12 protein-coding genes are annotated in these 14,235 nt (G+C 39.3%); 5 read left to right on the forward strand and 7 right to left on the reverse strand.

From position 1 onward, the window contains the following. Window positions 1–27: 27 nt before the first annotated feature. Window positions 28–312, reverse strand: a complete 285-nt coding sequence (locus tag LU635_RS08900; protein WP_240098300.1) for a DUF4834 family protein — start codon at window positions 310–312, stop codon at window positions 28–30. Between the two features lie 107 nt (window positions 313–419). On the opposite strand from LU635_RS08900, the gene LU635_RS08905 reads away from it, so the two are divergent. Further along, complete coding sequence (locus LU635_RS08905) at window positions 420–1,391, forward strand: transporter (RefSeq protein ID WP_240098302.1); 972 nt, start codon at window positions 420–422, stop codon at window positions 1,389–1,391. A gap of 86 nt (window positions 1,392–1,477) precedes the next feature. Here the strand turns inward: LU635_RS08905 and capB are convergent, their stop codons facing one another. From capB to LU635_RS08920, 3 genes are all read right to left on the reverse strand, one after another. Beyond that, window positions 1,478–2,740, reverse strand: coding sequence for a cysteate-C-fatty acyltransferase (gene capB / locus LU635_RS08910; RefSeq protein ID WP_240098304.1), 1,263 nt, complete (start codon window positions 2,738–2,740; stop codon window positions 1,478–1,480). Between the two features lie 142 nt (window positions 2,741–2,882). Next, a complete protein-coding gene (capA, locus tag LU635_RS08915; RefSeq protein ID WP_240098306.1) occupies window positions 2,883–3,923 on the reverse strand; it encodes a cysteate synthase in 1,041 nt (346 codons plus the stop codon). Between the two features lie 75 nt (window positions 3,924–3,998). Next, window positions 3,999–6,128 (reverse strand): S9 family peptidase, encoded by a 2,130-nt coding sequence (locus LU635_RS08920; RefSeq protein ID WP_240098308.1) that lies wholly within the window; start codon window positions 6,126–6,128, stop codon window positions 3,999–4,001. 63 nt (window positions 6,129–6,191) lie between these two features. Between LU635_RS08920 and LU635_RS08925 the strand changes: the two genes are divergently transcribed. Further along, a complete protein-coding gene (locus LU635_RS08925) occupies window positions 6,192–6,518 on the forward strand; it encodes a YbaB/EbfC family nucleoid-associated protein (RefSeq protein WP_240098384.1) in 327 nt (108 codons plus the stop codon). Between the two features lie 125 nt (window positions 6,519–6,643). Here the strand turns inward: LU635_RS08925 and LU635_RS08930 are convergent, their stop codons facing one another. Beyond that, a complete protein-coding gene (locus LU635_RS08930; RefSeq protein WP_240098310.1) occupies window positions 6,644–7,159 on the reverse strand; it encodes a redoxin domain-containing protein in 516 nt (171 codons plus the stop codon). A gap of 86 nt (window positions 7,160–7,245) precedes the next feature. Beyond that, the gene (locus tag LU635_RS08935) at window positions 7,246–8,274 is read right to left on the reverse strand and encodes a threonine aldolase family protein (protein WP_240098312.1); all 1,029 of its coding nucleotides are present in this window, start codon (window positions 8,272–8,274) and stop codon (window positions 7,246–7,248) included. Window positions 8,275–8,474: 200 nt separating this feature from the next. Between LU635_RS08935 and LU635_RS08940 the strand changes: the two genes are divergently transcribed. Genes LU635_RS08940 through LU635_RS08950 form a run of 3 tightly spaced genes read left to right on the forward strand, consistent with a single transcriptional unit; the run spans window position 8,475 to window position 11,783 of the window. Then, window positions 8,475–9,944: a circularly permuted type 2 ATP-grasp protein gene (locus LU635_RS08940; protein ID WP_240098313.1), complete on the forward strand. Its 1,470-nt coding sequence runs from the start codon at window positions 8,475–8,477 to the stop codon at window positions 9,942–9,944. 3 nt (window positions 9,945–9,947) lie between these two features. After that, window positions 9,948–10,892: an alpha-E domain-containing protein gene (locus LU635_RS08945; protein WP_240098315.1), complete on the forward strand. Its 945-nt coding sequence runs from the start codon at window positions 9,948–9,950 to the stop codon at window positions 10,890–10,892. Window positions 10,893–10,934: 42 nt separating this feature from the next. Then, window positions 10,935–11,783, forward strand: a complete 849-nt coding sequence (locus LU635_RS08950) for a transglutaminase-like domain-containing protein (RefSeq protein WP_240098317.1) — start codon at window positions 10,935–10,937, stop codon at window positions 11,781–11,783. Between the two features lie 59 nt (window positions 11,784–11,842). Here the strand turns inward: LU635_RS08950 and LU635_RS08955 are convergent, their stop codons facing one another. After that, window positions 11,843–14,233 carry a zinc-dependent metalloprotease gene (locus LU635_RS08955; RefSeq protein ID WP_240098319.1) on the reverse strand — a complete coding sequence of 797 codons (2,391 nt, stop codon included), beginning with the start codon at window positions 14,231–14,233 and terminating at the stop codon, window positions 11,843–11,845. Between the last annotated feature and the right edge of the window lie 2 nt (window positions 14,234–14,235).

Genomic DNA, 14,235 nt, shown 5'->3' on the forward strand with positions numbered 1-14,235 from the left:
TAGCCAAGGCTTTGTTAAAATCCGAAATTAATCAATTTCTTCGTAATCGATATATTCACCTACTTTTTTATTAGATCGCCTACTGGATTTGGCTTTTTTATCAACAGTCACATTCCCTTTTTTGTTTCCCGGTTTCTCCTGTGCTCCACCAAATTGTTGATTAAACTGTTGTTCAAACTTACGTCCCATTCGCTTCATAAAATACTTCAATAATATGGGACCAAAATACCGTAGTAATATTTTAAGACCAAAGTATACTAACAAAACGATAAGAACCGTTTTCAATACTCCCGATAATGATGCTTCTAACATTGTCTAAGCTTTTTGCAAAAATAAAAATAAGCCTTCACAATCATGAAAGCTTCAGCGATAAAATTATAATAAAACTTATATATTTGAGACAACCAAGCCTAGTAATTATGCGTAAATCAGCCTTATTTAGCCTTCTGTTCATTCTAGGAACCACGCTCCAAGCCCAATATACCGAAACCATTAATTCCAATCGGCCCGGACAGTCCCAGGGAGCCTTTGCGGTTGGAACAAATGTGATCCAACTGGAAACCGGTGCTTATTTTGGAAATGATGAGCATTCCGCTTTCGCCAGTACTACAGATATTTGGGGAATTGATTATCAGCTCAGATATGGATTGCTTTTTGAGAATCTTGAACTCAACCTTACTGGAGCTTTTGAAAACCAGGATATTTCGCGGAATTTTCTGGGAACTCCGGATGAGTCGACTGTCAGAAATTTCAAGTCAAATACCATAGGTGCTAAATATTTAATATTTGATCCCTATAAAAGCCTCGAAGAAGATAAACCCAATCTATATAGCTGGAAGGCAAATCAGCGGTTTAAATGGAAAAAGCTAATCCCTGCAGTATCCCTTTATGCCGGAGCAAACTTTTCATTCGGGGATAATCCATACCTCTATGAAGGGGAAGGAAAATTTAGTCCGAAAGCAGCTATCATCACCCAGAATAATTGGGGAAGATGGGTACTGGTAATGAATTTTATTGGTGATAAACTCTCTGAAGAATACCGGTCTTATACTGCTATGGCCACATTAACACATGCTATCAGTCAAAAATTTGCCGTTTTTGGTGAATATCAGAGTATATGGAGTGATATCTATGCAGATGATCTTGTTCGCGCCGGTGCAGCTTACCTGGTAGGTAAAGATTTGCAATTTGACGTTGCAGGCCTGATCAACTTTAAAGACACCCCTTCAAGATGGCAAGTGGCTGCAGGAGTTTCTTACAGGTTTGATCTGCATAAAATGGATGAATTTCTTGAGGATTCAAATGAAGGCAACAAAAGAAGACGAAGAAGCGAAAAATTTGGAAGGGAAAACGAAAATGAAGTTGAAGGAAATGGAGATAGAGGTCAATAAGAATTATAAAGCTATCAATATAATAAAAGAAAATCCCCCGCAATTAGCGGGGGATTTTCTTTTATATACTTTTATATAAGTGAATGTTATTTATTCGACATTGCTGCTGTCACAGATGCAGAAAGCCTTTTATAGGTTCCATTCTCCAGTCTTTCACGAATCGCAGAGAAGGCATCAAGTGTTTGTTCAACATCCTCTAAAGTATGGGTAGCAGTAGGGATCATTCTAAGAAGGATAAGTCCCTTAGGAATTACAGGATAAACCACTATTGAACAGAATACCCCATGGTTCTCCCTAAGATCTTTTACTAAGGCCATAGCCTCAGGAATACTTCCTTTCAGGTAAACCGGAGTCACACAACTCTGAGTGGTTCCTATGTCAAATCCGCGATCCTTCAGACCGTTTTGAAGAGCATTTACATTTTCCCAAAGCTTTTCTTTAAGCTCCGGCATTGTCCTTAACATTTCCAGACGTTTCAATGCTCCCACAACCAACTGCATTTGAAGTGATTTGGCGAACATTTGTGAACGAAGATTATACTTAAGGTAATCTATAATTTCTTTATCACTGGCAATAAAAGCCCCCGTACTCGCAAGAGATTTAGCAAAAGTTGCAAAATAAACGTCTATTTCATCCTGTACTCCCTGCTCTTCTCCTGCACCGGCACCTGTTTTACCAAGGGTTCCAAAACCATGAGCATCATCTACAAACAGTCTGAAATTATATTTTTTCTTCAGCTCAACGATCTCCTTTAGCTTTCCCTGTTCTCCACGCATTCCGAAAACTCCTTCTGAAATAAGCAAAATTCCTCCACCTGTCTGCTCAGCGATCTTGGTTGCTCTCTGAAGGTTCTTCTCGATACTTTCCATATCGTTATGCTTATAGGTAAACCTTTGCCCCAAGTGGAGTCTTACTCCATCTATAATACATGCGTGCGCATCTACATCATAAACTATAACATCCTGCTTGGACACAAGGGCATCAATAGTAGAAACCATTCCCTGATATCCGAAATTAAGGAGATATGCTGACTGTTTATTAACGAAAGAAGCAAGTTCATCCTGAAGTTTTTCGTGAAGATCTGTATGACCACTCATCATTCTCGCTCCCATGGGATATGCAGATCCATATTCTGCAGCTGCCTCAGCATCTACTTTACGAACTTCGGGGTGGTTAGCCAGGCCAAGATAATCGTTGATACTCCATGTAATAACTTCCTTACCACGGAATTTCATTCTATTTGAGATGGGTCCTTCCAGTTTAGGAAAAACGAAGTATCCTTCTGCCTGTTCTGCCCATTTACCTAGCGGTCCTTTGTCTTTGTAAATTTTATCAAATAAATCCTTCATCGGTCATTTTTTAGACGAGCCGCAAAAATACTGAAATTTGGCCCAATTCTACAAAGTAAATTTTAAACATTGAAAGCTAAGAAAAACAAAAGCATCCTACAAAAAATAGGATGCTTTTGTTAATAAATGTTAATAATACCTTTTACTTGATGATTTCTATGGTTTGAGAGGACACTTCGTTCTTTGTATCGAAGAATCCCTGTTCGCTCATCCAGTCATCACTATAAATCTTGCTCATATAACGTGAACCATGATCTGGAAAGATCATGACCACTTTAGAGTTCTTATCAAATTCCCCTTCTTCATAAAACTGTTTTAATCCCTGCATTGCAGCACCACTTGTATAACCTACAAACAGTCCTTCTTTTCTTGCCAGTTCACGGGCCGTATGCGCTGCATCTTCATCACTTACTTTTATGAATTTATCTATACTATCAAAATCTGTAGCGGTAGGAATTAAGTTCTTTCCTAAACCTTCGATCCTGTATGGATAGATCTCTTCTTCATCAAATTCCCTGGTTTCATGATACTTCTTCAAAACAGATCCAAATGCATCAATACCAAGAATCCTGATATCTGGATTCTGTTCCTTCAAATATCTTGCAGTGCCCGAAATAGTTCCTCCGGTTCCGCTGCATGCTACCAAATGTGTTATTTCACCTTCAGTTTGCTTCCAGATCTCAGGACCAGTTGAATTAAAGTGGGCATCTATATTAAGTTCGTTGAAGTACTGATTTATGTAAACCGAACCTTTGATCTCCTGATGAAGTCTTTTTGCTACCTGATAATAAGAGCGAGAATCATCGGCTGCTACATTCGCAGGACACACATACACTTTGGCCCCCATCGTTTTGAGCATATCTATCTTATCTTTGGAAGATTTTGAGCTCACCGCCAGGATACAGTCATAACCTTTTATGATACTCACCATCGCAATACTGAATCCAGTGTTTCCGGAGGTAGTTTCAATAATGGTGTTTCCAGGTTTCAGGATACCATTTCTTTCGGCTTCTTCTATGATGTAAAGGGCTATTCTGTCTTTTGTGGAATGCCCAGGATTAAAGGCTTCTACTTTAGCGAAATATTTTCCTTTATAATCACTGGTTATTTTGTTAAGGTGAATTAACGGCGTATTACCTATGAGTTGCAATACATTGTCATAAACCTGCAAGTCTTCTCTCATAAATCGAAGTTTCTATTTACAAAAGGTTCCTAACAAATTCTTAAGAACCGGTCAAATTTAAGGCAAATTTTTTAATTATTCCTTTATTCTTTCCAAATCCAGTAAAAAAGCATACTCTTCAGCCACTTCTCTTAAAGCTTCAAAACGACCTGAAGCTCCGCCATGACCAGCGTCCATATTGGTATGGAGCAGCAGAATATTATCATCGGTTTTATACTCTCTAAGTTTAGCCACCCATTTAGCAGGTTCCCAGTATTGCACCTGAGAATCATGCAATCCAGTGGTGACCAGCATGTTTGGATAATTCTGCTTTTCCACATTGTCATAAGGTGAATAAGACATCATATAGTCATAATATTCCTTATTATTAGGATTCCCCCATTCATCATACTCTCCAGTAGTAAGGGGAATACTATCATCTAACATTGTAGTTACCACATCCACAAAAGGTACGGCGGCGATTACTCCGTTATAAAGATGTGGAGCCATATTTACCACTGCTCCCATCAGCAACCCCCCTGCAGAGCCACCCATTGCATAAAGATGTTCAGAAGATGTGAACTTTTCTTCGATAAGGAATTCAGAGACATCTATAAAATCAGTAAAAGTATTCTTCTTTGTAAAAAGCTTCCCATCCTCATACCATTCACGGCCAAGGTATTCTCCTCCCCGAATATGAGCAATGGCATAAATAAAGCCTCTATCAAGTAAACTCAATCTAACAGAAGAGAAATATGGATCTATGGTAGAACCATAGGAACCATAGGCATATTGCAGTAAAGGATTACTACCGTCCAATTTCAGACCTTTCCGGTAAACCAGAGAAACAGGTATTTTGGTTCCATCCTTTGCCGTAGCCCAAAGTCTTTGGGAAGTGTAATTATCCTTATCAAAATTGCCGCCAAGCACTTCCTGTTCTTTCAGGACCTTTCGTTCGCCGGTTTTCATGTTATATTCTATAACCGAGGTTGGCGTGGTCATACTGTTATAGTTGAACCTCAGCACATCGGTCTCAAAATCGGGATTAATAGCGGTATAGGCAGTATAGGTCTCATTATCGAAAGGGATATAATATTCTTCATCGGTATCCCACCGCAAGACCTTTATTTTATTGAGCCCGTTATTCCTTTCACTCACCACCAGGTAATCCTTGAATATATCAATATCCTCAAGCAAATAATCCTTACGATGAGGAATAACATCTTCCCAGTTCGTCATCCCTGTATTATCTACAGGGGTCTTCATAAGTTTAAAATTGGTAGCACCGTCCTTATTGGTCACCACATAAAAATATCCATCAAAATGGGATATACTGTATTCCATCCCACGGATTCGCGGCTGGAAGATCCTGAATTCCTTTTCAGGAGTATTCGCCTCCAAAAAGCGATACTCGGTAGTTAAGGTACTATGAGAACCTATAATAATATATTCCCTGGATTTAGATTTATATACATAGGTATTAAAAGTATCATCAGCTTCTTCATACACCAGTTGATCGTCGGCAGGATCTGTTCCCAAAATATGTTTATAGACCTGGAAAGATCTGAGTGTCTGCGGATCTTTTTTAGTATAATAAAGAGTTTTGTTATCGTTAGCCCAGGTAGAGCCTCCGGTAGTGTTCTTGATCTCTTCATCGTAGATCTCCCCGGTTTCCAGATTCTTGATCCTTATGATATATTTTCTTCGGCTAAGAGTATCGGTTCCAAAAGCCACAAGTTTATTATCAGGACTTACATTAAGGCCTCCTAAACTATAATAATCATAGCCTTCAGCCATTTCATTCACATTGAACATGATCTCCTCTGCGGCTTCAAGCGTTCCTTTCTTTCTGGAGTATACCGGATAGTCAAAACCTTTTTCAAATCTTGTAATATACCAGTAGCCATTCAGCTTATAAGGCACCGATTCGTCATCTTCTTTTATCCTGGCCTTCATTTCTTCGAATAACTTATCCTGAAAATCCCTGGTATGAGCAGTCATTTGCTCATTATAGGAGTTTTCAGCTTCAAGATAAGCTGTCACCTCGGGATCTTCCCGCTGGTTCATCCAGAAATAATTATCGATCCGCACATCTCCATGCTTCTCGAGTTGTTTTGCAATTTTCTTTGCCCGGGGGGCTTGAATATCTTTTTTCAAATCGATCTTATTATTTTGGGCGGTTGCAAATGTAATGCATCCTAATAGAATACCTAATAGTCTTTTCATTTGGACTGATTTAATCCCCGTAATTTAGTAAATTTGAGATCATAAAATTTAAATTTGAAAAATATGTTTGGAGATATGATGGGCATGATGAACAAACTGAAGGAAGCCCAGGAAAAAGTTGAAGCGACCAAGAAAAGAATGGACAGTGTTCTTGTTGATGAGCAATCTAATGACGGCTTGCTTAATGTAACAATTACCGCCAACAGAACGATAAAGAATATATCGGTTGATGATGATTTACTAAAAGATAAAGAGCAATTAGAAGATTATCTGGTTTTGACACTGAATAAAGCCATAGAAAAGGCGACTAAAATCAATGAGGCTGAAGTTGCCGCTGCTGCCAAAGATGGGATGCCGGATATTCCCGGGATGAATGATATGCTGAAATAAGAAATGAGAAGTTAGACTTTATATCACTTTTTATTTCGTGTTATAATTTAAGTAAGAAAAAGCATGAGGTTTCTCATGCTTTTTTATTGTTTTATTTAACCTTCTTATCTCTCCCTTCTAATACTTTATGCCTCTCCCCTGGCAGGATAATCATCTTTTATAATAAAGCTTATAGTTTTTAAAAGTTCATCGAATTTTGGCCTGGCAAAAGGCATGGACTGGATACTTGCCGAATAAAGGGTGTTATCCGGTCGAACCAGAAATAAGGCCGGTTCCAGAAAAACCTGAGGTTCTGATTCCTTTATAGCTTCTGAGACAAACAATCCCCATTTTCTGCCATCTTCAACACTAAAGTCACAACCAATATGAAGTTTATCTATTTCCCATTCGTCAACCGTCTTCTCTGCGAGAACCTGTGAATTTGAACTTATACAAATAACGTTCACCCCTCTATCCCTAAAATCACTAATTTTCTCATTTAGTTCTTCCAGATATTTTTTACAAATTGGACAATGTATACCACGATAGAAAACGATCATGGTGAATGTTCCAGGATCGCTGTCTTTAATATTCCACTTCAATCCTTCGGTAGTGTTCACGATAAGCTCGGGAACTTTTTGCCCGGGTTTAAGATTTTTCATGATATAATTTTCCGAAAATTAATTCATTAACAATTTTAGGCTTATTAAACTCCTGCCAATATTTAGTTAAGGTTTTTTAATAAACTCTAGATAATAATCTTTCGAAGTGTTTCTAAAAACCTCTGATGCATTTCTTCGGTATAATCCAGATGTGTTACAATCCTTAATTTACCCTGACCCATATTACTTATACGAATATTACTGTCTGCCAGATGTTTCATAAATTCATCTTCCATCGATTCATTTTGAAGGTAGAAGATCACAATATTAGTTTCAACCGGTTCCACCTTTCCAACATAATTCTGCTCTTCTAATACTTCTGCGATCTCAGTTGCTCTTTCATGGTCCTTTGCAAGCCTTTCTACATGATGATCCAGCGCATAAACTCCCGCAGCTGCCATAAAACCTACCTGGCGCATTCCGCCACCCAGTACTTTACGTATGCGAATAGCATTTTTCATAATCCTGCTGTCACCAATTAGAACAGAACCCATAGGAGTTCCCAAACCTTTAGAAAGACATACTGAAATGGTATCGAATATTTTACCGTAGTCTTTCGGACTTTCTCCTTTCTTCACCAAAGCATTAAACAGCCTGGCACCGTCCAGATGCAATCCCAGCTCGTGCTTATTACAAACCTCTCTGATCCTTTTCATTTCCTCCAGATCGTAACAGGCCCCACCACCTTTATTGGTAGTATTTTCAAGACAGACTAATGTTGTTAGCGGACTATGATAAAAATCCGGCGGATTGATGCTCTCTTCTACCTGTTCTGCTGTTATCATCCCACGATCACCATCAACAAGTTTACAGGAAACGCCGCTATTAAATGAGACTCCTCCTCCTTCATAATTATAAACATGAGCCCATTTATCACAGATGAGCTGTTCCCCGGGTTGGGTATGAAGTTTTATTGCTGCCTGATTGGTCATGCTTCCGGTAGGAAAAAACAGGGCTTCATCTTTTCCGAACATATCAGCCAGTTTTCTCTCTAATTCATTAACCGTAGGATCTTCTTTATATACATCATCGCCAACTTCAGCAGTCATAATAGCCTGAAGCATTTCTTTTGTTGGGCGGGTGACCGTATCACTCCTTAGATCTATTTCTTTCATGTTTGAATTTTCAAAATCTGAAGCTAAAGTAGGATTTCAACAGGCTATTTCCAATAATAAAATATTGAGTAGCCCCTGTCCAAAATTCTCATTAATGAATATTTTTCAATGTTTTTATTCATTATCCACATAAACCACAAGTATTAGGTAATTTTTATAATTTTTTGATTGAAATATTCGTATTTTAAGAAAAAACATTAATGAAAGAGCATTCAAAACCCACTTTTGAATCCTATAATCGGGACCCAAAACTTTATGATGAGATCTTTGACGAGAATGACAATGTCAGGAATATCTACTCAACTCTTTTTGAGCTCTACAGTGAACATTCGGCAAAGGATTTCGCAAGGTTAAACAATAAGGCAAAGGCCTCCTTCTTTAACCAGGGTATTACCTTTCAGGTTTATGGAGATCATGAAGTTAAGGAAAAGATATTTCCATTCGATCTCTTTCCCAGGATAATCGATCCTGGGGAATGGGAAGTAATAGAAAATGGTGTTTTACAAAGAAGTAAAGCTCTTAATCATTTCCTGTGGGACCTTTATCACGACAAGAATATTATTAAGGATGGTATAGTACCTCTCGAACTTATCAGCTCTTCAGCCAACTATCTTGACCAGATGAATGGATTTGATCCACCTGGCGGGATATACAATCATATTTCGGGAACCGATCTTATCAAACATTCAGACGGCCAATATTATGTGCTGGAGGATAATATTCGATGCCCTTCAGGGGTAAGCTATGTGATTTGTAATCGTACAGCCCTGAAGAGAGCTCTTTTCGGTGTTTTCAACCATTATAAGACCCATACTGTAACCAATTACGCTGAGAATCTTTTGGATATTCTCGAAACTGTAAAACCCAAAGGAGTTGATATTCCCAATTGTGTGGTAATAACGCCCGGCATATATAATTCAGCCTATTATGAGCATTCTTACCTGGCCAAAGCAATGGGTGTTGAACTGGTTGAAGGTAGGGATCTTTTTGTAGAGAATGACTTTGTTTACATGAAGACCATTAACGGTCCGGAAAAAGTAGATGTTATCTACAGAAGGATCGATGATCAGTTCCTGGATCCTTTGGAATTCAAACCGGATTCAGCCCTTGGGGTTCCCGGACTTATGGCGGCCTATAAGCAGGGGAATGTTTGTCTTGTGAATGCTCCCGGAACCGGAGTTGCAGATGATAAGGCCGTTTATACCTATATGCCCGAGATCATAAGATATTATCTTGATGAAGAACCTATACTGAATAATGTCCCTACGTATCATTGCAGCCGTCCCGATGAACTGAAATACGTTCTGGAGAACATCAGTCAACTTGTGATCAAACCTGTTGATGAAGCCGGAGGCTATGGTATTTCAATAGGAAACCGACTTACAAAAGAAGAAATTGAAGAGGTAAAAGAAACTGTAAAAGCGAGCCCACGTAAATATATTGCCCAACCTATAATGTCCCTTTCGGTGCACCCCACCTATATAGAGGAAAATGAATCTTTTGAACCAAGACATGTAGACCTCAGAACCTTTACGCTGCTTGGTGACAATAAAGAATTCGTGCTCAAAGGCGGATTGACCCGGGTAGCATTAAGTAAAGGAAATCTAATCGTGAATTCATCTCAGGGTGGCGGTTCAAAAGACACCTGGGTATTAAAAAACAATCTATAATTTATGTTAGCAAGAGTAGCCAACAATCTATTTTGGATGGGCAGATATATAGAGAGAGCTGAACATTTAGCCAGATATCTGAATGTAAATTATTTCTCCTCTCTGGACGCACCCAATGAGCTTTCACAAACCCGTCAGTTCGTATTGCAGTCTATGCTATTTATGGCAGATGATTTCAGCAGGACTGAAAATGAACTCGATGAGCAGGAAGTATTATATGATATTGGATTGAATCCGGATAAAGCTTATTCCATAATCAATTATGTAAAACTTGCCCGGGAAAACGCCAATAGTGCACGAGACCTTATCTCAACCGAACTATATGAGTCCATTAATAAATTCTACCATTTTGTACTGAACTATTCAGTTGATAATTTTACCCAGAGAGGCTTATATGACTTCACAGTTCAGGTAACCGAAAATGTTTCGGTATTACGTGGAAAGATCAGAGGAACTCTCCTGCACGATGAGGTTTACGCGATCATAATGCTTGGGATTAACATCGAACGGGCCACCCAGATCATACGTATTATTAACTCAAAATACAAGGACGCGGTTTTAGCTCAGGGAAGTTACGGAGATACATTAAAGAACAGTTATGAATGGACGACCTTGCTGAAGTGTGCAGAATCTTACGACATGATGCGAAGGTTTTACAGAAAAACGCCTACCAGCTTCACTACTCTTGAATTCCTTATCCTCAACCCGGATTGTCCGCGCTCGGTAATTAACAGCCTCAACCAGGTATGTGAACATATTAAAGTTTTAAGCCATGAGAAATATCCTTCCAAGACATCTTCTGAGTTTCTTATAGGAAAGATAAGAGCGAAATATCAGTTTAAAATCATTGAAGAAATCGAGAGTGATCTGCAAACCTTCATTCAGAATATTCTGGACGATCTCAATAATATAGGGGTGAAATTAGAAAATGAATATTTTCATTATTAATTCACCAAAATCATCTTAATTTGCCTTTCTTAAATTTGAAATATGGACCTTGATTATCATATAAGGTATTCCGCTACAAACAAGTACGAAAACCAGGCTGACGGTGGGTTATGGCAATTTCTCATAATTCCTGAGAACAATGAATCACAGGAATTGATCACAGCTAGTTTTACAAATTCGCTCAAGATAAAGGTAGAAAATTCAATTAACGGATATAATTTCAAGACCTATCGCATTCGACCTACTCAGAGCTTCGAGATAGTTGAATTTAATGCTGACTTCCACCTTGTAAAAAAGGCTGAAAATATTTTTGAAAAGGTAGCCAATGTCTATGATAAAGAATATGAAGTCCTTAGATCCATAAGCTTCAAAGCTGAAAATGATATCTTCCTTAGAAACACTTTACTGACCACCTTGCAAAACCCGGTAGATTTCCAATTTGATGAATCAATATCAATTTTTGATAACCTTCAAAAACTGAATGCCTGGATACATAATGAATTCACCTTTAAAACCGATGTGACCGATATTGATACCGATCTAAACCATATTCTTGAAATTAAACAGGGAGTTTGTCAGGATTTTGCGCATCTGTTTATCGCGATCGCAAAGAACTTTGGAATTCCAACCCGTTATGTTTCTGGCTATCTACACCAGGGCAATGGTTACTTTGGGGATTCCCAGATGCATGCCTGGGTGGAATGCAATATTCCCGGTGCAGGCTGGATAGGTTTTGATCCTACCAACAACCTCCTTGCTGTTGAAAATCATATCAAGGTTGCCCACGGTAAGGATTATTCCGATTGCCCGCCAATTAAAGGAGTTGTTTATTCCTCAGGAAAGAACGAAACCGAATATACCGTACAGGTTCTGGCCCATCAACAGCAGTAATTTTTCCCTGTTACAATCCTCTGAGTGAGAACGAACAAAATGTGCTCAAAAAAGGCTAATTAATAGCTTCCAATTGGTGAACCGTCCGGAATCTTTGGAACATTAATGTCAAGCTTGAATTCTTCGGGTTCTTCTCTGAATCGCTTGATATGCCTATACATTTCTGCTGAAACCGCATCCTTTCGTGTTCTGAGCCAGTTTGCCAGTTCATCGATCTTCTGATTGGCTACAGACCTTACCAGCGGAGTGGATTTATCATTAACAGCCAGGTTCAGCAAATGTTTGAACACTACAAAATTGATGGTGTTCTGAACACTTTTCAGGTATTCATCTTTTTTATCATTTTTAATGGTCTGTGATATGGTCTCATCAAGCACATAATCCAGCCCGGGAAGTTTCCTGTCTAAAGCATGCTGCTGTACCAGCCTTTCTGCTCTTGCCGGATGAAACAATAAAGCAAGGGTCATATCGCCAGCAGTTGCAGGTGCGCCAAGCGCATCAAAGGCAACATCAGTATTACTTTTAAAAGATTCTCGGTCTCTTGAATATCCAAAGGCTCGTGGTGGAAATAACTTCAGTTTGTCTACTGGAATTGCCAGTTCTTCAGCCGATAATGTTTTCAGGATGCTTTCAAGTGCTTTTTTCTGAAGCTTCTCATCCAGGTGCTCTACTATATTCTCCCCTCCTCCTTTTACCGCATAATTGTATTCAAGCCCCCCAATCATTTTAACAGCAGCTTCGGTTTGATAGCGATGAAAGAAATACAGAGGGACAAATACATCTTCCAGGACAGAATAAGGCTCATTAGTCCTGATATTATCTTCAGAAAAATTCTCTGTCGCTTTTTTCCTGATTTTTAAAACTCTTTCAAGTTCATCGGCTGCATCCCTTCCATTATCCCAAAGATGGGCAAAAGCATGGGCTCCTCCGGTTGCTCTGGCATCGGAATCTGTAATAAATTTAAGGCCTTCTAGCTGCGCATCCTCAAGAACCGAATTAAGGTATTCTCTTTCCTCCATTCCTTCAGGCACATCACTATAACTGTATTTCACGGTCACCTTATCCCACTCTCCTATACCTGTGTCATAGGCATTCGCAAATTCAATTTCGCTATTATTAAGTTCGAATTGAGGATGCGGATAATCCATCACAGAAGCTCTGTCATTAGTACTGGCTGCGAAATTATGAGTAAAGCCAATTGTATGACCTACTTCGTGAGCAGAAAGCTGGCGGATCCTGGCCAGGGCCAGCTCCATCATGGGATCGTGGTTATCATCGCTGTTTCCGAAAGGTTTGTTCATCATCGCCTGGGCGATCATAAAATCCTGTCTTATCCTTAAACTCCCCAGGCTTACATGGCCCTTAATGATCTCTCCTGTTCTTGGGTCAACCACACTGGCACCATAGCTCCAACCCCGGGTAGATCTGTGTACCCATTGTATCACATTGTATCTTACGTCCAGTGGATCAGCACCTTCAGGCAGCATTTTCACCTGAAAAGCATCTTTGTATCCAATCTCCTCATAGGCCTCATTCCACCATCTGGCTCCTTCCAAAAGGGCTGAGCGTACCGGCTCAGGTGTTCCCGGATCAAGGTAATAGATAATCGGCTCCACAGCTTCGCTTATTTCAGCATCAGGATCCTTCTTCTCAAGCCGGTGCCTAATAGCGTAACGCTTTTTGATAGGCTCGTAGACCGGAGATGCGTAATCCATATATGAAATGAAAATTGCCCCGCTCCTGGGGTCAAAAATTCTCTTTTTATAATTATCATCAGGAAGCTTTACAAAGGAATGATGCTGAACCACACTAATATTTTTTGCATCCGGCACCACTGAATTAACCGTCCGGCTTTTCGGTTCTCCTTCAAAAGTAAGTAAGGCCTCGAATTCCACGTTTTCGGGAAAGGCCTTAGTTCTTTCTAACGACAGCGCACTTTTTGATTTGTCAAGTTTATAGTTCCCGTAATCGCCTTTTTTCAGTTTATCGGTCACCCCATGGGTGTCCTGCATTAAAAAAGGAGTAAAATCAATGATATACTTACCATCCTTTTCTTCCTTGATCTCAAAACCAAAAATGACAGATTTAGCAAAGGCTTCAGCCACACTTTGCTTTTCGGCTTCATTATCAGTAATAGCCCTGTAATTCTGATTCGGCTGAACCAGTAATAATTTATTCCCGGCTTTCTGAAATTTAACTACTCTTTCGCCACCCAGCTGGCCACGGTCCAGGCCAATATCATTGGAGCCCACACCAGAAGTGAGAAAATGAGTATAAAGGAATTCGGTATTCAGGGTATCCACTTCAAGATATATCTCATCTTCTTTCTCGTTATAGTGGAAATTGAAGTATCCTTCATAAGTTTTTAGATTTTCTTTTTTCTCGAGGAATTGAGCCTTCATAGCGAATGAAATACTGAAGGCCAGAACAATACAGGTAATTCTATACATTA

The organism is Christiangramia crocea, assembly GCF_022410465.1.
GTDB lineage: Bacteria > Bacteroidota > Bacteroidia > Flavobacteriales > Flavobacteriaceae > Christiangramia > Christiangramia crocea.

Coding starts and splice junctions, on each gene's coding strand:
- LU635_RS08900 (WP_240098300.1), bottom strand. CDS start 312: ATGTTAGAAGCATCATTATCGGGAGTATTGAAAACGGTTCTTATCGTT.
- LU635_RS08905 (WP_240098302.1), top strand. CDS start 420: ATGCGTAAATCAGCCTTATTTAGCCTTCTGTTCATTCTAGGAACCACG.
- capB (WP_240098304.1), bottom strand. CDS start 2,740: ATGAAGGATTTATTTGATAAAATTTACAAAGACAAAGGACCGCTAGGT.
- capA (WP_240098306.1), bottom strand. CDS start 3,923: ATGAGAGAAGACTTGCAGGTTTATGACAATGTATTGCAACTCATAGGT.
- LU635_RS08920 (WP_240098308.1), bottom strand. CDS start 6,128: ATGAAAAGACTATTAGGTATTCTATTAGGATGCATTACATTTGCAACC.
- LU635_RS08925 (WP_240098384.1), top strand. CDS start 6,192: ATGTTTGGAGATATGATGGGCATGATGAACAAACTGAAGGAAGCCCAG.
- LU635_RS08930 (WP_240098310.1), bottom strand. CDS start 7,159: ATGAAAAATCTTAAACCCGGGCAAAAAGTTCCCGAGCTTATCGTGAAC.
- LU635_RS08935 (WP_240098312.1), bottom strand. CDS start 8,274: ATGAAAGAAATAGATCTAAGGAGTGATACGGTCACCCGCCCAACAAAA.
- LU635_RS08940 (WP_240098313.1), top strand. CDS start 8,475: ATGAAAGAGCATTCAAAACCCACTTTTGAATCCTATAATCGGGACCCA.
- LU635_RS08945 (WP_240098315.1), top strand. CDS start 9,948: ATGTTAGCAAGAGTAGCCAACAATCTATTTTGGATGGGCAGATATATA.
- LU635_RS08950 (WP_240098317.1), top strand. CDS start 10,935: ATGGACCTTGATTATCATATAAGGTATTCCGCTACAAACAAGTACGAA.
- LU635_RS08955 (WP_240098319.1), bottom strand. CDS start 14,233: ATGTATAGAATTACCTGTATTGTTCTGGCCTTCAGTATTTCATTCGCT.